The 19,950-nt window shown below is 60.5% G+C and carries 10 protein-coding genes and 1 riboswitch; of the genes, 6 read left to right on the top strand and 4 right to left on the bottom strand.

The features are described from left to right. Positions 1-96 precede the first annotated feature (96 nt). Positions 97-1,980, bottom strand: coding sequence for a phosphomethylpyrimidine synthase ThiC (gene thiC, locus P3C50_RS06945; protein WP_275545436.1), 1,884 nt, complete (start codon positions 1,978-1,980; stop codon positions 97-99). 312 nt (positions 1,981-2,292) lie between these two features. Beyond that, a riboswitch (TPP riboswitch) is annotated at positions 2,293-2,399 on the bottom strand. Between the two features lie 117 nt (positions 2,400-2,516). Continuing rightward, positions 2,517-3,935 (bottom strand): mannose-1-phosphate guanylyltransferase/mannose-6-phosphate isomerase, encoded by a 1,419-nt coding sequence (locus tag P3C50_RS06940; protein WP_275545435.1) that lies wholly within the window; start codon positions 3,933-3,935, stop codon positions 2,517-2,519. Between the two features lie 220 nt (positions 3,936-4,155). On the opposite strand from P3C50_RS06940, the gene P3C50_RS06935 reads away from it, so the two are divergent. The 6 genes from P3C50_RS06935 to P3C50_RS06910 all read left to right on the top strand — a co-directional run bounded on the left by P3C50_RS06935 (position 4,156) and on the right by P3C50_RS06910 (position 15,304). Next, positions 4,156-5,493, top strand: a complete 1,338-nt coding sequence (locus P3C50_RS06935) for a DUF4214 domain-containing protein (RefSeq protein ID WP_275545434.1) — start codon at positions 4,156-4,158, stop codon at positions 5,491-5,493. A 91-nt stretch (positions 5,494-5,584) separates the two neighbouring features. Continuing rightward, a complete protein-coding gene (locus P3C50_RS06930) occupies positions 5,585-6,742 on the top strand; it encodes a glycosyltransferase family 4 protein (RefSeq protein WP_275545433.1) in 1,158 nt (385 codons plus the stop codon). Between the two features lie 149 nt (positions 6,743-6,891). Continuing rightward, entirely contained in the window at positions 6,892-7,407 is a 516-nt protein-coding gene (cysC, locus tag P3C50_RS06925; RefSeq protein ID WP_275545432.1) for an adenylyl-sulfate kinase, read from the top strand. A gap of 30 nt (positions 7,408-7,437) precedes the next feature. Beyond that, positions 7,438-8,271, top strand: coding sequence for a sulfotransferase family protein (locus P3C50_RS06920; RefSeq protein WP_275545431.1), 834 nt, complete (start codon positions 7,438-7,440; stop codon positions 8,269-8,271). Between the two features lie 15 nt (positions 8,272-8,286). Beyond that, positions 8,287-13,878: an Ig-like domain-containing protein gene (locus tag P3C50_RS06915; protein WP_275545430.1), complete on the top strand. Its 5,592-nt coding sequence runs from the start codon at positions 8,287-8,289 to the stop codon at positions 13,876-13,878. Between the two features lie 472 nt (positions 13,879-14,350). After that, positions 14,351-15,304, top strand: a complete 954-nt coding sequence (locus tag P3C50_RS06910) for a DUF4214 domain-containing protein (RefSeq protein WP_275545429.1) — start codon at positions 14,351-14,353, stop codon at positions 15,302-15,304. Between the two features lie 542 nt (positions 15,305-15,846). On the opposite strand, the gene P3C50_RS06905 is transcribed toward P3C50_RS06910, so the two are convergent. Both P3C50_RS06905 and P3C50_RS06900 read right to left on the bottom strand, forming a co-directional pair. Next, complete coding sequence (locus P3C50_RS06905; RefSeq protein WP_275545428.1) at positions 15,847-17,595, bottom strand: DUF4214 domain-containing protein; 1,749 nt, start codon at positions 17,593-17,595, stop codon at positions 15,847-15,849. 248 nt (positions 17,596-17,843) lie between these two features. Further along, positions 17,844-19,940 (bottom strand): acyltransferase family protein, encoded by a 2,097-nt coding sequence (locus P3C50_RS06900; RefSeq protein ID WP_275545427.1) that lies wholly within the window; start codon positions 19,938-19,940, stop codon positions 17,844-17,846. Between the last annotated feature and the right edge of the window lie 10 nt (positions 19,941-19,950).

The raw sequence follows: 19,950 nt of genomic DNA, 5'->3' as shown, positions 1-19,950 counted from the left end.
TTCCTGATAATGCCTGCGATGTTAACAACGTACTGGAAGTGTGCGTGAAGCGCTTTCACCGATCATACAACGGCACGTTTCCGCACATCTGCTGCCTCAAACCTGTCGATAGATCACCGAGCCTTCTTCCCGGAAGCGCTCGGCCTGCTCCCTGAAGCCGACCTCAACGGCCTTGCTCTCATCGGAAAGACCGTGGTCCTTGGCGTACTCGCGCACCTCTTGGGTGATCTTCATTGAGCAGAACTTCGGCCCGCACATGGAGCAGAAGTGAGCGACCTTGGCCGAATCCTTCGGCAGCGTCTCGTCGTGGAAGCTGCGCGCGGTATCCGGGTCCAGGCCCAGGTTGAACTGGTCTTCCCAACGGAACTCGAAACGCGCCTTGCTGAGGGCGTTGTCGCGAATCTGCGCACCCGGGTGGCCCTTGGCCAGGTCCGCGGCATGGGCGGCGATCTTGTAGGTGATGATGCCGGTCTTGACGTCATCCTTGTTGGGCAGCCCCAGGTGCTCCTTGGGGGTGACGTAGCAGAGCATGGCGCAGCCGAACCAGCCGATCATCGCCGCGCCGATGCCCGAGGTGATGTGGTCGTAGCCCGGCGCGATGTCGGTGGTCAGCGGGCCGAGGGTGTAGAACGGCGCCTCGTCGCAGCACTCGAGCTGCTTGTCCATGTTCTCCTTGATCAGCTGCATCGGCACGTGGCCGGGGCCTTCGATCATGCACTGCACGTCGTGCTTCCAGGCGATCTTAGTCAGCTCGCCGAGGGTTTCCAGTTCGCCGAACTGCGCGGCGTCGTTGGCATCGGCAATCGAGCCCGGTCGCAGGCCATCGCCCAGCGAGAAGCTGACGTCGTAGGCCTTCATGATTTCGCAGATTTCCTCGAAGTGGGTGTAGAGGAAATTCTCCTTGTGGTGCGCCAGGCACCACTTGGCCATGATCGAGCCACCGCGGCTGACGATACCGGTGACGCGCTTGGCGGTCAGCGGCACGTAGCGCAGCAGCACGCCGGCGTGGATGGTGAAGTAGTCCACGCCCTGCTCGGCCTGCTCGATCAGGGTGTCGCGGAACAGCTCCCACGTCAGGTCTTCGGCCACACCGTTGACCTTTTCCAGCGCCTGGTAGATCGGCACGGTGCCGATCGGCACCGGCGAGTTGCGGATGATCCACTCGCGGGTTTCGTGGATGTGCTTGCCGGTGGACAGGTCCATCACCGTGTCCGAGCCCCAGCGGATGCCCCAGGTCAGCTTGGCCACTTCTTCCTCGATGGAGGAACCCAGCGCCGAGTTGCCGATATTGCCGTTGATCTTCACCAGGAAGTTGCGGCCGATGATCATCGGCTCCAGCTCGGTGTGGTTGATGTTGGCCGGGATGATGGCGCGGCCGCGAGCCAATTCCTGGCGCACGAACTCGGGAGTGATCTCCTTGGGAATGCTGGCGCCAAAGCTGTTGCCGCCATGCTGCTCATTCAGCAGGCCGGCCGCGCGGTGCTCGGCGAGCTTCATGTTCTCGCGGATGGCGACGTATTCCATTTCCGGGGTGATGATGCCCTGGCGCGCGTAGTGCATCTGGCTGACGTTCTTGCCGGGCTTGGCGCGACGCGGGTTGCGCACGTGGGCGAAGCGCATCTTGGTCAGTTCTTCATCGGCCAGGCGGCGCTGGCCGAACTCCGAGGACAGACCATCGAGGCGCTCGGTATCGCCACGATCCTCGATCCAGGCGCTGCGCACGTCGGCCAGGCCCTTGCGCACGTCGATGGTCACGCTCGGGTCGGTGTAGGGGCCGGACGTGTCGTAGACGGTGACCGGGGCGTTGATTTCGCCACCGAAGTCGGTCGGCGTCACGTCCAGGCTAATTTCACGCATCGGCACGCGGATGTCTGGGCGCGAACCTTGTACGTAGATTTTCTGCGAACGGGGGAAGGGCTGGATCGACTGCTGGTCGACCTGGGCGGATTCACTGAGGTTCTGTTGTTGTTTGATGCTCATCGGGTGGCTCCTCGGTTTGATGTCGGGGAGAACCTGATGGGCGCACGCGATGAAGCAACGCCGGGCCCTGGCTGCTTGAACATGCAGGATTCGAAGAACGTAATCACGACCAGCTGCGCGTCGGCCCCGCTGCGTTGGAAGCAGGCTCGAAATGCTCATGTACAAAAGTACACTCCGCTTTCTCACCTACTTCCGCCTTGCTGGGCTCTAGCTCGCAAGATCGTGAATACGTTCTTGAACGCACATGATCAAACAGCCAGGGCGCGGGCACACCACGAGTGCGGTGTGGGGGAATCCATCCAGCGGGTGCCGGAGCGGATACCTCTTGTTCCCTACGCAGGCCTTAACCTGATCAGGTTCAACGGGATCCGGAACTCTCCGATCTCAGCCTCCGATTCGAGGCACCCCGACAAGAACCTGGCCAGTCTACTGGCAGCAACAGGTGTCGGCAACGGCAGGCGCCGCAATCGGCTGAACGGTATTCCGTTGGCGGCCAGGACATCTGTGTTCGTCCTGGGCTGCCAACAGAGAGGCCATCACGAAGGAACGCGTCCGTAACGGTCCTGGAAGCGCACGATGTCATCTTCGCCGAGATACGATCCGGACTGCACTTCGATCAATTCCAGAGGCACCTTGCCGGGGTTGGACAGCGCATGCTTGACGCCCAGTGGAATATAAGTGGATTGATTTTCCGACAGGATCTGCTCGTTCTCGCCGCAGATGACCTTGGCCGTGCCCGACACCACGATCCAATGCTCGGCACGGTGGTAATGCATCTGCAGAGACAGGCTTTCGCCAGGCATCACGCAAATGCGCTTGACCTGATAACGGCTGCCACGGTCAATGCTGTCGTAGTGGCCCCATGGCCTGCTGACCTGCGGATGCTCGACGAACTCACTGCGATCGGCGGCCTGCAGTTGCTCGACGATTCCTTTCACCTGCTGAGATTGATCGCGGTGCGCCACCAACACGGCATCCTTGGTCTCGATTACCAGCAGGTCCTCGACACCAACCGTAGCCACCAGGCGATGATTGGACTGCACCAGGCTATTGCGTGTGGCAATGCTCAGCACGTCGCCCTCGAAGCGATTTTCGTCAGCATCGCGCGGGCCAGCTTCCCAGATCGCGGCCCAGCTGCCCAGATCGCTCCAGCCCGCATCGAGCGGCACGACCAATCCCAGCGAGGTATGTTCCATCACTGCGTAGTCGACCGACTCGCCCGCACAGGCCGAGAAGGTTTCAAGCGGCAAGTGGAGAAAGTCGCGATCCAGCTCGGCTTTCTCCATCGCAGCCCAGCAGCAATCAAGGATATCCGAGCGCAAGCGGCCCAATTCCGCCAGAAAAACCGAGGCGCGGAACATGAACATACCGCCGTTCCACAGATAATCGCCACTGGCCACATATTGCTCGGCCACTTCAGCTTCCGGCTTTTCCTTGAATGCAGCGATGGCGAAGCCGCCTTCCTCGGCTGCTGCCCCGCACTGGATGTAGCCGAAGCCCGTTTCCGCGTGAGTAGGTGTGACCCCGAAGGTCACCAGGCGGCCTGCACGCGCCTGTATTTCGGCGCAGCGAATCGCGGCGCGGAAAGCATCGTCATCGCGTATGTGATGGTCGGCGGGCAGTACCAGCAATACAGGATCATCACCGTCCCGTACGGCCTCGAGCGCTGCCAGTGCGATGGCCGGTGCTGTATTGCGCGCGATCGGCTCAAGTAGAATGCGCCGGCCGTTGACGCCAGCCTGGCGTAATTGTTCGGCTACGACGAAGCGGTGATCCTCGTTGCTCACGACAAGCGGGGCGGAGTGCTCCAGCCCCTCCAGGCGCGCCAGCGTGCGCTGGAACATGGTGCCGAGGCCCTGCCCATCCAGCGACAGAAACTGCTTGGGGAAGCGCTGGCGAGACAGCGGCCAAAGGCGCGAACCGCTACCGCCGGCCAAAATTACAGGCGTGAACATCGAAAGCTCCAGTGTCGTTCCTATCAAGGCGGGTAGCGGATTATCAGAGCCTGGGAAGCGTCATGCAACAAGACTGATCGCCTCCGGCCAACCGCGAACCTGATTAGCGCTCGATGCGGCCTGTTTGTGCGATTTGCTGCACACCAGAGCCTTTCCTGGGTTGCCGTCAGCAACTTGGCTCCAGATACTGCAACTGCAATCAAAGGATGAGATAGCAGGCATGCTCAAAGAGATTCAAACCCTTAACGACTACCCCTACAACGCCATCGTTCACCTGGAGGTGAGCTTTCCCGACGGACTCATCTATCGGGGCACCGGCGCTCTGGTAGGCCGCAACGATGTTCTGACCGCCACCCACATGCTCTACAACCCGGACTACGGCGGCTGGGCCACTGGCATTGACTTCTATTTCGGCGCTGACTACAACGCCCGCGAAGGTCGTTACGAGTCCGGCACACTGCTCAACCAGGGCAACTATCGCTGGGAGGCCACTGCCTGGCCTAGCGGCGTATATCAAGACGGTGACAATCAGGGAATGACACTGAGCGAAGTGCAGAGCGATGTCGCCCTCATAGGCCTGGATATTCCCGTTGGCGACGATCGGGGCTGGTTCGCCCTGTCCCCTGGCTACGACCAACCGCAGTGGGCATACCAGATCGGTTATCCCGATGGCAGCACCGGCATGATGCTGGGCCAGGCCTGGATCAACAAGGAAAGCGGCTACGAGGTGTATTCCGGCTATTACCGCCAGGGCACCGACATCATGGGTAAAGGCAGCTCCGGCGGCCCGTTGTTTGTCTATGAAAATGGAGAGCCGACCATCATTGGTGTCAAATCCGCCGGCACCGAGATCAGCAGCTTCTGGGCTGATATTGGCCTGCATTACGATGAACTGATGCAGCTCATTGCAGATAACGACGCCATGCTGCCGCCGCGCTACGCGGCGAGCACCGATGGTGACGATATTTTCTACGCCACCAATGCGCCTGACGCGTTCGACGGCGGCGCCGGTCGCGATACGGTGATCTACAAGGGCTACCACGGTGACTTCCAGTTCAACCTGGGTGCCGATTACACCCAGATCATCAGCCGTAGCGATCCTGCCGATGTCGATACGCTGATCAGCATCGAGCGTGCCGCCTTCTGGGACGGCACCATGGCCCTGGACGTTGGCGCTGGCGAGACCGCAGGCAGTGCCTATCGGCTTTATCAGGCCGCTTTCGACCGCACCCCCGACACTGCCGGGCTGAGCTACTGGATCAGCGCGATGGACAAGGGCATGTCGCTTGGCGAGGTGGCAAGCTACTTCACCAGAAGTCCCGAGTTCATTGGTATTTACGGCAGCGCTCCGAGCAATGATCAACTGCTCACCGGGTACTATAACAACGTGCTCGACCGTGATCCGGACGCCAGCGGCAAAGCCTATTGGCTGGATAAAATGCAGCAGGGCCTGCCGAACAGCGAAGTGCTGGCGTACTTCGCCGAGAGCCCTGAAAACCAGATCAAGCTGCAAGGCGTTCTGGAACAAGGCATTTGGCTCGAAGGTCAGTACGTCTGACTGCTGCCGGGCCGCACCGTGGCCGGCGTGAGGGTGCTGACGTACACTCACGCCCCCGCGGCTCAGCCAACCGGCCAGGTACATGCCCCCCATGAAGTTGCTGCTCAATACCGAATCACTCAAGCCGCCGATCACCGGCATCGGCACTTACACCCTCAACCTCCTGCAAGCCTTCGCACGCGACGATGCACTTGAAGTGGAGTGCTTTTCCGGCAGCCGCTTCCAGACCCCGCAGCAGGCTCTCCTGGCCGCCACAGCACCTGCGCCTGCCGCCAGCAGCCATTCCGGCGGTATGGTCGGTCGTCTGCTGCGCAACTCCATGCTCGCATACAGAGCAAGAGAAGTACTGCGCAATGGCTTGCTCCAGCTCAACGCCCGGCGCCTGGGCGGGCATGTCTACCACGAACCCAATTTCATCCTAAAGCGCCACCGAGGCCCGTGCGTAGCGACCATTCATGACCTGTCGTTCATTCGCTATCCGCAGCACCATCCTGCCAAACGTGTCGCCTGGCTGAGCAGTCAATTGCCCGCCACACTGGCACGCGCCGATGCGCTGATCACCGATTCCGAATACGTACGCCGCGAACTGCTTGAGCACTATCGAGTCGCTCCCGAGAAAGTACGGACCATCCATCTCGGGGCCGCAGCCCATTACCAGCCCCGTGGCGCCGAGGCTACCCGCGAAACCCTGCAGCGCCTGGGTCTCGAGCATGGCCGTTATCTGCTGTTCGTCGGCACGCTGGAGCCGCGCAAGGGCGTCGATACGCTGCTCGATGCCTGGCAGGCCTTGCCTGCCAAAATACAGCGTGAGTACCCATTGGTGCTGGCCGGTGCATCTGGCTGGAAGAACATCGAATTGCACAGACAAATCGAACGACTGGTCGCCAACAATGGCCTGCGCCACCTCAATTTCGTACCAGCCGCCGAACTGCCGCTGCTCTATGCTGGCGCCGCCCTGTTCCTCTACCCGTCCCGCTACGAAGGTTTTGGTCTGCCGGTACTGGAGGCTATGCAAAGTGGCGTGCCGGTGATCTGCACCGCCGATACCTCGATGGCGGAAATTACCGGTGACAGCGCGCTGCTGGTCAACGCCGGTGACAGCGCTACCCTGCGTGAACTTCTATTGCAGGCACTCAGCGACGAGCCATTGCGCCAGCGCCTGGCAAGCGAAGGCGTGCAACGGGCGCAGGCCTTCTCCTGGCAGCGTTGTGCTGAGCAGACGCTGGGGGTTTATCGCTCAGTGTCCTGAGCATGAAGCGGTATGAAAAAAGGGGGAGAGAGATAATATTTTCGGTTTTACGATAAATATTGCGAATTGCCATCAAAGCTGGATACTTCGCTGATACCTTCCCAATCAAGCACACAACAACAATACGGTGCTTTCCCGGAGCTTCTCCCATGGCTCAACCAAAAGCTGCGACCTGGTGGCTTACCGGTTTGCCGAGTGCAGGTAAAAGTACCCTTGCTCAGGCTCTGGCGGTCGCCTTGCGTGAGCGCGGAGAAGCTGCCTGCATTATCGACGGGGATGAATTACGCGCCGGACTTTGTAATGACCTTGGCTTTGACGTCTCCAGTCGCGCGGAAAACGTGCGCCGCGCCGCACATATGGCGCGATTGCTCAATGCCAACGCTATCCATGCTGTCGTCGCCATGGTGTCCCCATCCTCGCATGCCCGCGAAGCAGCCTACGCAATCATAGGGCTTGAGTGCTGCAAGGAAATTCACGTCAGCACCCCGCTGTCAGTGTGCGAAGCGCGTGATACCAAAGGGCTGTACGCCCGAGCTAGAAACGACCACACCATGCAAATGACAGGCGTGCAGGCGGCTTATGAAATGCCGCTGACACCTGCGCTGTGCATCGACACCAGTCAGATCGAACTTAACGTGGCCGTGCAGCAGATGCTCACGGCTTGACCGTTCACCCTTGCGACGTACACCCCTACTATGAAGCCAACACCGCGCTACCACTTCATCTCTGGCCTGCCTCGCTCGGGCAGCACGCTGCTTTCGGCATTGTTACGGCAGAACCCGCGTTTTCACGCGGGTATGAGCAGCCCGGTAGGCGCGCTGGTGTCTGCCAATATCAAACTCATGAGCAGCGGAAGCGAAGTTGCGCTGATGGTCGATGCACAACAGCGCCGCAGGATACTCGCAGGGATTTTCGACTCTTATCATGGCGACCGTGCGCAAGACGTGGTGTTTGATACCAACCGCATGTGGTGCGCCAAGATGCCTTTCGTGGCCGATATGTTTCCTCAGGCCAAGGTGATCGCTTGCGTACGCGACGTACCATGGATCATGGACAGCATCGAGCGCCTGCTGCAGAAGAATCCGTTCGAGAATACCAAGCTGTTCTCCAGCGAATCCGAGCGAATGACCGTATACAGTCGCATGGCCGCGCTGGCGCGGCATGACCGTCTCATAGGCTTTCCCTGGGCGGCCTTGAAAGAGGCTTATTACGGTCCTCACGCGAGCAATCTCTTGCTGGTGGACTATGATCTATTGGCTCGTGCGCCGGCGCAGGTCTTGCGTCTGGTTTATCAGTTCATCGAAGAGCCCTGGTTCGACGGGCACGACTTCGAGAACGTGGAGTTCGATGCCCCAGAGTTCGACGAGGCGCTGGGCATTGCAGGCATGCACCGCATCCGTCCGAAAGTGGCCTTCGAAGAGCGCACCACCGTGCTGCCACCCGACATTTTCGAGAAGTACCGAGACATGGCTTTCTGGCGTAACGATACACGCGGCCAGGCCAGAGTCATCAAACCCAATGCGAACTGAGTAAAGGACTACAGGATGGCCCTCTCTTTCATCCCCGGACAGATGCTCTGGTATTTCTCGAGCAACAGTGACAACTCCAATGCCAGTACAGCCCAGTTCGCTGACTTCGATGGTGATGGCGATCTCGATATCTATATCGGCGTAGAAAGGGCCGCAGGTAGTCAGGGCAGCCAGATCTGGAAAAATGATGGTGCCGGCAACTTCACTTTGCACCAGACCTTTCCTGCCGCACGTGTTGTCCAGTCGTGGCTGGTCAATATCGACAACGATCCTGAGTTGGAGTTGATCACTCGGTCATACGACTCACCTCTGCAGATATGGCAAAACAACGGTAATGGCACGTTTACAGCTGGTGCGACCATTGGCAGCAATGTAAGGACCGCTGACATTGGTGATCTGGATAACGATGGCGATCTGGATATATTCGTCGGAAATTTTCAGGGCAACTACGCCGTATACAAGAACAATGGCTCCGGTGCGTTCACACTGTCGTCCAGCCCGGCCAAGGTCAGTGATCCGCTTTCATTGACGCTGGTGGATCTGGACAAGGACGGCGATCAGGACGTCGTGGCCGTTGAAGAGAACTCCATCCGAATTCTGCGCAACGATGGCAGCGGTGGCTTCACCCAGCTCAGCAGCTTTGGTGATGTTTATGGTGGCATTGCCCGCTCTGCGGACCTGACGGGCGATGGCTACGCCGACGCTCTAGTCAGTGGAATGAACGGCCCGCCAGCCAATCTCATCCTGTTCGAGAACAACGGCAGCGGTACGATCGGAACTCAGTTGCAGGTTTTCAACTCTTCCGAAGCGCCAGGCGCATTCGCCGATGTCGATGGAGATGGATACCTTGATGGTCTGGGCCAGAAGCTCATGATCAACAACGGTTCCGGCGTGCTCGTGGATTCGGGCTTCACCTTCCAGGATGGTGCCTTCACCTACTACGGTGCGCCGGTGAATGGCAGAATCCTCGCGGCCGGGGATGTCGATGGCGACGGCGACCTGGACCTGGCAGTAGCGTTCTACTCGATGGACTGGGCTACATACACCTACTCCGCCGCAGTCAAGATATTCATCAACAACTCGACGCCCCCAACCAACGCCGACGGCACCCTGACTCCGGCCCCCGGTGTCAGCGAACCTGTCGGCCTGCCTGCATCCGCCGACACGGTGGGCGAGGCGGTGAATGTCTTCGACTTCACCCTGACGGATGGTGGCGGTGGTGACAACGTCGCCCTGGGTGTCAGCAGCCTGGTGGTCCACACCTCGGGCACAGGCGACTTCAGCAAGGTAACCTGGCGCCTGAACGGCGATGATGCGAACAATGTCATCGGCACCTACAGCGCAGCGACCAATACCATCACCTTCGCCGGGCTGAACATCTCGGTGAACGATGGCGGCGCCGAAACCTACACCATCAACGCCTACTACAACGATACGACTGGCCTGGCCGGAGGGCAGACCTACATCCTCTCCATCGACGGCGATACGGATGTCACCACCACGGCTGGCACGCGCATGCAGGCGGGGCAGACGGCGGTAACCAATGGCACAGGTACCGAAGTCATCGTCAATGCGGCGCCCACTGCCACCAACCTCACCCAGACGGTGAGCTACACCGAAGACGCGCCCTCCGTGGCCCTCGGCGATATCGTCGTCACCGATCCCGACGGCGACATCCTGACAGTGACACTGACCCTGAGCAACCCGGTCGCAGGCAGCCTGAGTACCGGCACCTTCGGCGGGGCGACCTCCACCTATAACGCCGGCACGGGTGTCTGGACGGTGGTCGGCGTGGCGGGCGACGTCAATCTGGCACTGGCAGCGGTAGCCTTCGCGCCTGCGGCCAACTGGGACCAGGACATCACCATCACCACTCGTGTGCGCGATACCCTGGGCAGCGGGCCAGCCGACGGCGTGATCACGCTCGACGTCACCCCCGTGAACGATGCGCCTACCGATATCGCGCTATCGGCTGCCACGGTGAGCCACTCCGGCGGCATCAACGCGAGCGTTGGTAGTCTTTCCACCACCGATGTCGACACTGGCCAGACGCACACCTACACACTGGTCAGCGGCATGGGCGACACCCACAACGCCTTGTTCTCCATCCAGGGTGGCATGCTGCGCGCCAATGACGCGGCAGCGCTTGCCCCAGGTGCTTACAGCGTACGCGTTGCAACCAGCGACGGCAGCGCTACCTTCGAGAAAAGCTTCACCATCACCGCAACGGACGACGTGGCGCCCATCGTCACCTCGATCACGCGCGATGGTGCTGCCAGCACCAACGCCACCAGCCTGGGTTACACCATAACGTTCAGCGAAGCGGTGACGGGCGTGGACATTTCCGATTTTGCCCTGGGCTCGACCGGTACGGCGAATGGCACCATTACCAGCATCAGCGGCTTCGGCAGCAGCTACACCCTGACCGTGAGCGACGTGAGCGGCGACGGCACGTTGGGGCTCTATCTCAATGCCGCAGCAACCGGCATAAGCGATATCAGTGGCAACCCCATCCTCGGCGGCTTCGTGGGGCAGAGCTATACCATCGATACCACACCGCCGAGCGCCTCGATTGTCGTGGCTGACGCCACACTTGCGGCTGGTGAAACCAGCACAGTGACCATCACCTTCAGCGAAGCCGTTACAGGCCTCACAGAGGATGACCTGACGGTCGCCAACGGTACCTTGAGCGCCCTCAGCTCCTCTGATGGGGGTATTACCTGGACCACGACCCTGACCCCCACTGCCAATATCAGTGCCCCCACCAACCTGATCACCCTCGACAAGTCGGGCGTCAGCGACCTCGCCGGTAACGCAGGTACGGGCATCGCTACGTCGAACAACTACGCCGTTGATACCGCACGGCCGAGCGCCACCATCGTGGTAACTGATAACGTGTTGACAATCGGCGAAACCAGCCTGGTGGTCATCACCTTTAGCGAAGCCGTGCTGGACTTCACATTGTCTGACCTGAGCGTCTCTAACGGCAGCTTGAGCGGCCTTAACAGCAGCGACGGCGGCGTAACCTGGACGCTCAACCTGACCCCCAATACCGGGGTCGCGGATGCCACGAACCTGATCACTCTCGATCTTTCGGGAGTTAAAAACATCTCTGGCAATGCAGGTATAGGCCGCGCCGACTCCAACAACTATGCCATCGACACTGTGGCACCGACGGTCGGCTCCGTCAGTGTGCCGGCCAATGGCACCTACGGCATAGGTGCGGACCTCACCTTCACCGTTAACTTCAGTGAAGCGATCAACGTGGGCGGCGCGCCACGCATCGCTATGCTGATCGGTGCCGATACGTACTATGCGAGTTACGTCTCCGGTTCGGGCACATCGGCGCTGCAGTTCAGCGCTATTGTCCAGCCAGGCTGGCTCGATGCGAATGGCATCACCGTCAGTTCGCTTTCCCTTAACGGCGGCAGGCTCACTGATCTGAACGGCAACGACGCGGTGCTCACGCTCAACTCGGTCGGCAGTACAGCAGCCGTGCTGGTGGACGGTATAGCGCCCAGCGCGCCGTCGGTGCCGACACTTCAGCCAGCTTCGGACACCGGCGTCAGCAACAACGACGGTATCACCCGCGACACCACCCCGACCCTAACGGGAACAGCCGAATCCGGCGCCACGGTCAGCTTGTACGTTGGCACCACGCTGCTGGGCAGCACCACGGCCGATGGCGCCGGCAACTGGAGCATCACCAGCTCTGCGCTGGCCGACGGCAGCCATGCCCTGACGGTCCAGGCCACCGATGCAGCGGGTAACAAGTCGGTGTTCAGCAGCCCTCTGCTCATCACCATTGACACCACAGCGCCTGCCTTCGACTCTGCAGGCAGCACGCCCGTGGACGATGCGACCGGCGTTTCCATCACCAGCGACCTCGTACTGAAGTTCTCCGAGCCGCTGAGCATGGCCGGTAGCGATCTTTCCCGCGTCTATCTAAAGAGCACGGCTACCGACACATTGGTGCCGGCCACCATCACCATCAACGCTGACGGCGCGCTGGTCATCAACCCCACCGCCAGCCTGGCCTACGGCACCAGCTACTACATCACCTGGGACGCAGGTGCGCTGCAGGACCTGGCGGGCAATGCCGCCGCTGCTGTGACCGACAAGACCACCTACAACTTTACCGCACAGCCTGTGCCGTCTTCGCCCCAGCCAACGCCGACGCCGGGACCTGACGGCGACAACGTGAGTACCGAAGAAGAAAACGCCGTGCCTGGCCTGCCTACACCCGGCGGTGGTGCGCCGCTGCAGGGCGATGGCAACGGCGACGGCATCCTCGACAGCCAGCAGCGCGAGGTTACCTCGCTGATGTTCCGCCAGACTGGCCAGATCAGCACCGATCCCTCGGCGCTGCAAACACCGCTCACCCTGGTGGCCAACAGCCTCGCCGGCCAGATCAGCCCCGACGGCAGTGCCCAGATCACCTACCTCGAGCAGATGGATGCGCCTGCCGTCCTGCCGGGTGGCCTGAGTGCGCCACTGGGTTTGCTGGCCTTCGCCACCAAGGTGGACATTCCGGGCTCCGTTGAAACCTTCAGCCTGTTCGTCGACGCCAGCCTCGGTATCAACGGCTACTTCAAGCAGAACGCCAGTGGCGTCTGGGTGAACCTGGCCGACCCGGCGAATGGTGGCCAGATCGTCACCGAGTACGGCAAGACCCGCCTCGACTTCGTGATCCAGGACGGCGGCGAATTCGATAGCGATGGCAAGGCCGATGGCATCATCACCGACCCCGGCATCCTCGGCATCCTTGCCGAAAATGTCGCGTGCCCCCACGACCCGTTCCGTATCGATGCGGACCAGGACCAGATCCCTGATGCCATCGAGTTGCTCACGGGCACCGACGTCAACCAGAAAGACAACGATGTCTTCGGTAACGCCAGTCAGTGGGTCAACCAACTGTGGCGAGACCTCTATGGCCGCGAAGGGCACGGTGACAGCCAGGCCGCCGAACTGGCCAGCCAACTCAGCCAGGGCAACATCGGCAAGGTCGAAGTGTTGAGCCAGGTGCTGGGCAGCAGCGAGCTGGATACCCATGCCGCCGCCATCATTCGCCTCTACCACGCCATTCTGGACCGTAGCCCCGAACTCTGCGGTTATAACTACTGGCTGGCCCGCGCCAACGAAAACGTAGGCCAGGCGCAAATAGGCGAGGCGTTTCTGAATTCCCCCGAATTCATGGCGCAACACGCTGACTTGAGCAACAGCCAGTTCGTCGACTTCATCTACCAGAACGTGCTCGGGCGTGCGGCGGATGCCGAAGGTGGAGCCTGGTGGCTGGATAAGATCGACACCGGCGTGACGACCCGTGGCGGCATGCTCTACGGTGTATCCCAATCCAGCGAATACAAGGCCGCGATGGCTGATGACGTAGCGGTTGACCTGCTCTACCTGGGCTTGCTCAACCGCGCACCGGATGCCGAGGGCCGCGACTTCTGGCTCCAGCACTATGCCGCAATTGGCGATGTCACCCAGTTCATGGCGGTGTCGACCGCGACCACCGCTGAGTACCACGACCGCTTCCTGCCCAGCGATGGCAACGCAATCGGCATCGTCGGCGTGCCGGCAGTGGTCGACATAGGTCTGGGTTAAGCTGCGATCTGGCCGATCCATATGCGCTAGCGTAAATGGACAGGCCAGGTCGAATAGCCTGCCATTGTCCCAATTCTGTTCACTCAAGACTCCTGCGCTTGACTGCCCCTTCCCGTTCGGCGCGGGGCGCGTCTGGCGGATAGGGGGGGCGGGCAAGAGGCTGATTGCTTTCGCTCTTTATTACGTGAGCGGCATCAAGCCGTTGCCGGCTACAAGCGTTTGGGCGTGATGCACCGCGGGACCTGATCAAAGAAAGGCGCGAGAGCCGGTAATGTGCTCTAAAGCTAGTTGAGTAATCTGCGCTCGCCTGCAGCACCAGCGCTATGCAGCAGATGTTGATTGGCGTTGCGGTCGGCTAAACCCCCCATTGCAGAGCCATCGCACAGTATTTTTTTTGTTTACCGCCTGTCGCTGCGCTCGATATCATTTTGCCTGCATATGACTGTCACATGGACAATGGAGTTTCACTAGCATGGCAAGCGCATCCTCTCTCGCAATGGTCCAGAAAGCCTACGTCGCCTTCTATGGGCGACCGGCTGACTACGCCGGCCAGCAGTTCTGGGCTCAGGTACTGGAACAGAGCGGCGGCAACCTGGCTTCCATCATCGATGCCTTCGGGGCCTCGGCTGAAAGCACCGCGCTTTACGGCGCAGGCACCACGCTGCAGCGAGTCGAGAAAATCTATCTGCAACTGTTCAACCGTGAAGCGGAAGAGTCGGGCAAACAGTGGTGGGCCAATCAGATCGACTCAGGCAATGTTTCGCTGCAAAGTGCAGCCCTGTCGATTCTCAACGGCGCCACCAGTGGCGATGATCTGATCATCGTCAACAAGAAGGTCGAAGCCGCCGCGCTTGCGACCACGCAGATGGAAAGCAAGGGTCTGAGCGGCTCCTATGACGAGCGCGATATCGATGCGGCACGTAGCTTTCTCAGCAGCATTGGCAAGGAGTCAACGTCCGGGCAGATCTCGTCCGGTGTTACCACGTTTCTCGGCCAGGTAGAGGCCTCGCCGCCCATCAAGCCTCTGCCGAAAATCTACGATGATCGTCAGGTCGATACCTACGCGCAGCTCAGCAAGCTGACCAAGATCACCTTCGATACCCATGTCGAGGGCGTGCTGGGGCTGCGCTACAACCAGGACGGGCAGATCTACAAGGACACCTCCGACGGCTACACCTTCACCGCACCCAGTGACGGCGTGCTGCAGATGGATTTCTATGGTGACCCAAGTATCTACGTCAACGTGGCGGGGCTGTTCGACAATTACGTCAGCAAGGCCACCTACCGTGGCCCGGCAGAGGACTACCATTACCAGGCGACCGCGACCGTATTCGCCGGTGAGCAGGTGATCATCCAGCTGGGTGGCGGTGAGCTTAACGCTGCTGGCCAGGGCAGCTACTACAGCTTCGACTTTGCCATCATCTGACCATCGCGCGTGGTGCGACTGCTGCCAAGCGGCGCACTCGGCAGTCTAGGTGCTGGGTGAAATAACGCATGGCACATTAGAAGCGCTTGAAGCTGTACCCAAAACGCCCCGGCTTACGGGGCGTTTGCTTTTGCACGGGCTGCGTATTGGCTGCTTTGTTGCGAGCAGGGAAGCTCGCGGGCGATGAGTGCGGGCGTACAGTAATTGTATGTGAAAGGTCGGCCAGTGCAGGCAATATTACCCATCGCTCTGACGTGTCGGAGTCAATATATGCTCGTGTCTTGCGGTCGCTATAGTCTGATGAGGGCGCTTTGATGATGCAGCTAGTGAACTCACTGACAGTGCCTGAGTAAGCACAATTATTCAGTCATGGCATGGTGCAAGGCAGGAGCGCCTACTGTCACTGATGAGCGCCTTTGTCGTAGCAGGACGCCTATTAAGGGGGCAGCTAATTAAGGTCAATAAAAAACCCGGCAAAAGCCGGGTTTTTATGGCTACACGACACGGGCAGGTGCCGTGTCGTGCAGGACGGACAGATCACATCAGGCGATGGAGATCAGGCCGGTTTGGGCATCGAAGCTTACTTTGCTGATGTCGGTAACACCGGCCAGTTCGATGGTGGTTACTTCTTGAGTGGCTGCGTTGCTACCGAACGCAGTCTGCTCGACTACAACGTGGACGTTGCCAGCACCATTAGCCTGGGTCAGGAACACTTCCAGGACGCTGGCGTCACCGCCCTCAACCTTGACGGTGGTCTTGTCAGTGTCGGTACCCAGCTTGAAGCCCGGGCCAACGAACAGGACGTCGCCAGCGGTGATGGTGATAGTAGAGTCAGTATCGCCAACCAGGAAAACATCCTTGCCAGCAGTGCCAGCTTCGGTAGCTGCATCAACTACCTCAACGGTGTAACCCAGGCCAGAAGTGATGGCAGTTTCAGCAGCGGTGATTGCATCAGCCAGGGCTTGGTACTCGGCTGCGTCAGCGGCCGCCTCGTTGAACGGCGGAATGGCATCTTGCAGAGCTTTCTGCTCAGCCAGAGCTTCAACCAGGTCGGCAGCCGGGCCACCAGCGAAGGAGCCGGCGGTATCACCTACAACAGCGGTGTAGGCGTCGGCGCCCAGGGCATCGATCTGTGCACCAGTTTTGTCGAGGGCAGCAGCTGCGTCAGTTTGCGCTTTTTCAGCGGCCAGGCTGGTTTTGATGTCTTTCAGCAGTTCGTTGGCTGCAGCCAGCTGAGTCGGATTGGCGCCGGCAGCGTAAGTGCTGTCAAGAACCAGATTGTTGCTGCTGTCCAGAACGATAACGTTAGCAATAGTGCCGTTAGCGTTAATGGTAACGGCACCACCGTTGACCACTTCGAACTTGGCCTGTTCGGCATCTTGCTCGAGTTCAGCAGCATTGGCGGCCTTAACAGCGTTCTCGAAAGCAGCCAGCTGAGAGTTGAAGGTGTTGACCTTCGCGGTCAGGCCGGTTACAGCGCTAACGCCTGCTTGAGCAGTGGTCACGTTGTTAGCAGCCAGGGTGACAGCAGACTGGATCTTGACAGTGATGTTTGCAGCGCTGTCACCGGTACCCGGGGTCGGATCAATAGCAGTACCGCCAACGGCAGTAATTGCATTGTTCAGAGCGGTAGCAGCAGTGCCAACAGCGGCGTTGATGTCGCCTTGGGCGGTAGCAACGTCAGCAGGGGTCTTGGTTGCTGCAGCGCCCAGGTACGCTTCGGCGTAGGCCTGTTGTGCATCTTGCGCGGCATCCAGAGTAGCCAGGGCAGAGGCCAGCTGTGCATTGCTTACGCCGGTAACAGCAGCAACGTCGTTCAGCGCAGCGGAAACGCTGGCAACGGTGGCGTCTACGCCTGCCAGGATGCCGGCGCTTTCAGCCTTGCTGGCTTCGACGTAAGCGTCGCCCTTGGCGGAGGTGTAGTAGTTAGCAACAACGATCTTGTTGGAAATGATCGCAGCATCGTTGGCACTCAGGCCGCTCAGCAGGCCTTCGATCAGCTGGTCTTCGGTGATCAGACCGGTGTTGATGGCGTTGGTCCAGAACTCCAGACCGGCTTCGTCAGCAACGCGACCCAGGACGTTTTCGTAAACGGCAGCTACTTTTTCGCTGACGGTCATGCCTTCGTACTGAGCGTTGTACTCGTCGCTGTTGACGAATGCAGTGTGAACGTTGTCCAGGCTCAGGCCGCCGCTGTTGATGGCGTCCAGCCAGAAGTTCAGACCAGCTTGGTCGGCCGCGCGGCCGAAGTAACCGATGTACAGCTGTTGCAGATCAGATGCAGTTGCCATTTAGCAATCTCTCCAAAAAATTTAGGTCGAATCGACATGTAGACCTGGGTGCATAGAGCCCGTCGGCTCGGCCTACCTGCCATGCCCCATCGGGGCATGGCCCCCCTTGATGGGTGGTGCAGTATCAGGTGCCGCAATGCTCGTTGTCCTAGGCATTTGCATACACTCGATATCAAGCCCCGTCATGCTACACATTTTTCGTCGCAGGCAACAAGACTAACATCAAAATGATGCGAGCAATTTCAAGGTCATGGCGCCAATTTCCTGTCTTCATCAACTGCCTGGGTTTCCAGATGGTGAATGAAGTAGGGCAGCAGCAATTGATTACCATAGCCGCTGAGATGGTCGCCGTCGAGAAACAGGGGCTGGCCGTCGCGCCAGGCCGAGCACTCGGCCCCTGGGCACAGCAGCGGGAAGGGGTCCCAGATGCCCACGCCGGGCAGTTGCCGGGCAATTTCGGCAAAGCCATCCAGTACCGGCTGGCGGTACGCCTGTAGCTCTTCACGCGGTAGGCTGAAGCCGGGTGCGCAGACCGGGTTGTGCCGGCTGAACCAGTCCGCACAGCGGAACGGTGGGGCCTTGAACAGCGGCTTGGGCCCCTCCAGGATGATATGCACGCCGCCAGCGGCAAACTCACGCAAGACCTCTACCGCGTCAGCCTGTGCGCGCTGGCGGCCGGCAATGGCGCGGTCGCTGAATACCTGTTCCTGTACTTTCTCATCACTGAACACGCCCCACTGGTCAGCCAGCCTAGGCATGCGCAGCGAGGGCAGGAAGAGGATATCGCCCGGTTTTATCCGGGTACGCAGGTCGCGTAGCGCCGCGTCGATGTGCTGGAGGCAGCCGGGGTTTTCGCTGTCCCGCCAGGGCTGCAGGCTGATGAAGGGGCAGCCGCCATTGTTATAGGCATGCACGGTGCGCCCGGTTTGCATGGCGTACTGCTTGAACAGTCCTTCATAGGCCAGGGCGTGGGAATCACCGATGACATAGAGCGTGGTGCTGGCTGGCGGCAGCGGCTCCTGGCAGCCCCGCGCCTGATAGATCAGCAGCAACCCGCCCTCGGCATTGCGGTATTCGGGATCGGCATTGCATCCGGGGCGCTGGGGGTTGGCGGACCAGCCGTGGGGGTACCACAGCTCGGGCTGGCGGCTGAGCTGGCTCAGGGAGATGGAGGCCGTGTGTTCGTCGAGCAGGCGCGCGCCCCAGCTCCCCAGGCCGATGGCTGCCAGCCCGGCAAGGATCGTCACCGCCTTCGGCAGGCGCCGCAGCAGGGTGGCGTGGCGCAGCGGGTTTTCCACCCAGTGGTAGGAGGCAAACGCCAGCAGAAAAGCCAGTGCCACTGCTGCCAGCCGGGTTACAGCGGTCTCCAGGCCGCAGGTCCAGCGAAACAGTACGAACACGGGCCAGTGCCACAGGTACAGGGAGTAGGAGATACGCCCGACCATCACCAGGCCCCGCCAGCCCAGTACGCGATGCATGAAGCCGGGGCGGCGGTGCAGGCAGATGATCAGCCCGAGGGTGCCCGCCACGGCCAGCAAGGCGCCGGGGAAGGGAAAGTTGCTCGAGCGCGACAGGATGAACGCCAGCAGAATCAGCAGCAGCGCCGCCAATGCCAGCCCGTCCCAGTGCCGCGCCGTTGGCTGTTCGCGGCGCTGGCCGATGCACTGGTAGAGCAGCACGCCCGCCGCCAGCTCCCAGAAGCGTCCCGGTGCGAGAAAGAAGGCCGCTACAGGGTCGCTGCGCAAGGTCCATATGGCATAGCCGATGGAGGCCAGCGCGCCGATGGCGAACAGCCCTGCGGACAGCTTGCGCCCTCGGCCCCCGACCAGCCAGGCGATGAATAGCAGCGGAAAGACGAGATAGAACTGTTCCTCGACCGCCAGCGACCAGGTGTGGGTGTAGGGGTTGTACTCGGTGGCCGGTGCGAAGTAGTCGCGCCCCGATTGCGCGAGGATGAAGTTGCTCAGGCCGAAGAACGCATAGAAGCCGGTTTGCTGGTTGACGGCGCTGAGCCAGGCAGCAGGAATGAACAGGGCGCTGAACAGGGCGGTGACCAGCAGGCAGACGATCAGCGCGGGAAAGATGCGGGTGATGCGGCGGCTATAGAAGTAGCCGAGGAACTGCCACAGGCCCCGGCCTTTGAAGCCAGCGATCGAGGCGCTGACGACGAAGCCGGAGATGACGAAAAATACGTCCACACCGACGAAGCCGCCGGGCAGCCAGGGACCGTGCAGGTGGTAGATCAGTACCGAGAGCACGGCCAGCGCCCTCATGCCATCTATATAGGGTTGATACGGCAGGGGCGCGAGGGGGCTGCCAGTGACGCTTTTCAGCGAGGACGACATGCGTGCGGGG

It is taken from the genome of Pseudomonas sp. Marseille-Q0931 (assembly GCF_940789645.1).
Lineage (GTDB): Bacteria > Pseudomonadota > Gammaproteobacteria > Pseudomonadales > Pseudomonadaceae > Aquipseudomonas.
Note: the sequence above shows the minus strand (reverse complement) of the source record. Positions and strands in the feature narration are given on the sequence as shown.

Coding starts and splice junctions, on each gene's coding strand:
- thiC (WP_275545436.1), bottom strand. CDS start 1,980: ATGAGCATCAAACAACAACAGAACCTCAGTGAATCCGCCCAGGTCGAC.
- P3C50_RS06940 (WP_275545435.1), bottom strand. CDS start 3,935: ATGTTCACGCCTGTAATTTTGGCCGGCGGTAGCGGTTCGCGCCTTTGG.
- P3C50_RS06935 (WP_275545434.1), top strand. CDS start 4,156: ATGCTCAAAGAGATTCAAACCCTTAACGACTACCCCTACAACGCCATC.
- P3C50_RS06930 (WP_275545433.1), top strand. CDS start 5,585: ATGAAGTTGCTGCTCAATACCGAATCACTCAAGCCGCCGATCACCGGC.
- cysC (WP_275545432.1), top strand. CDS start 6,892: ATGGCTCAACCAAAAGCTGCGACCTGGTGGCTTACCGGTTTGCCGAGT.
- P3C50_RS06920 (WP_275545431.1), top strand. CDS start 7,438: ATGAAGCCAACACCGCGCTACCACTTCATCTCTGGCCTGCCTCGCTCG.
- P3C50_RS06915 (WP_275545430.1), top strand. CDS start 8,287: ATGGCCCTCTCTTTCATCCCCGGACAGATGCTCTGGTATTTCTCGAGC.
- P3C50_RS06910 (WP_275545429.1), top strand. CDS start 14,351: ATGGCAAGCGCATCCTCTCTCGCAATGGTCCAGAAAGCCTACGTCGCC.
- P3C50_RS06905 (WP_275545428.1), bottom strand. CDS start 17,595: ATGGCAACTGCATCTGATCTGCAACAGCTGTACATCGGTTACTTCGGC.
- P3C50_RS06900 (WP_275545427.1), bottom strand. CDS start 19,940: ATGTCGTCCTCGCTGAAAAGCGTCACTGGCAGCCCCCTCGCGCCCCTG.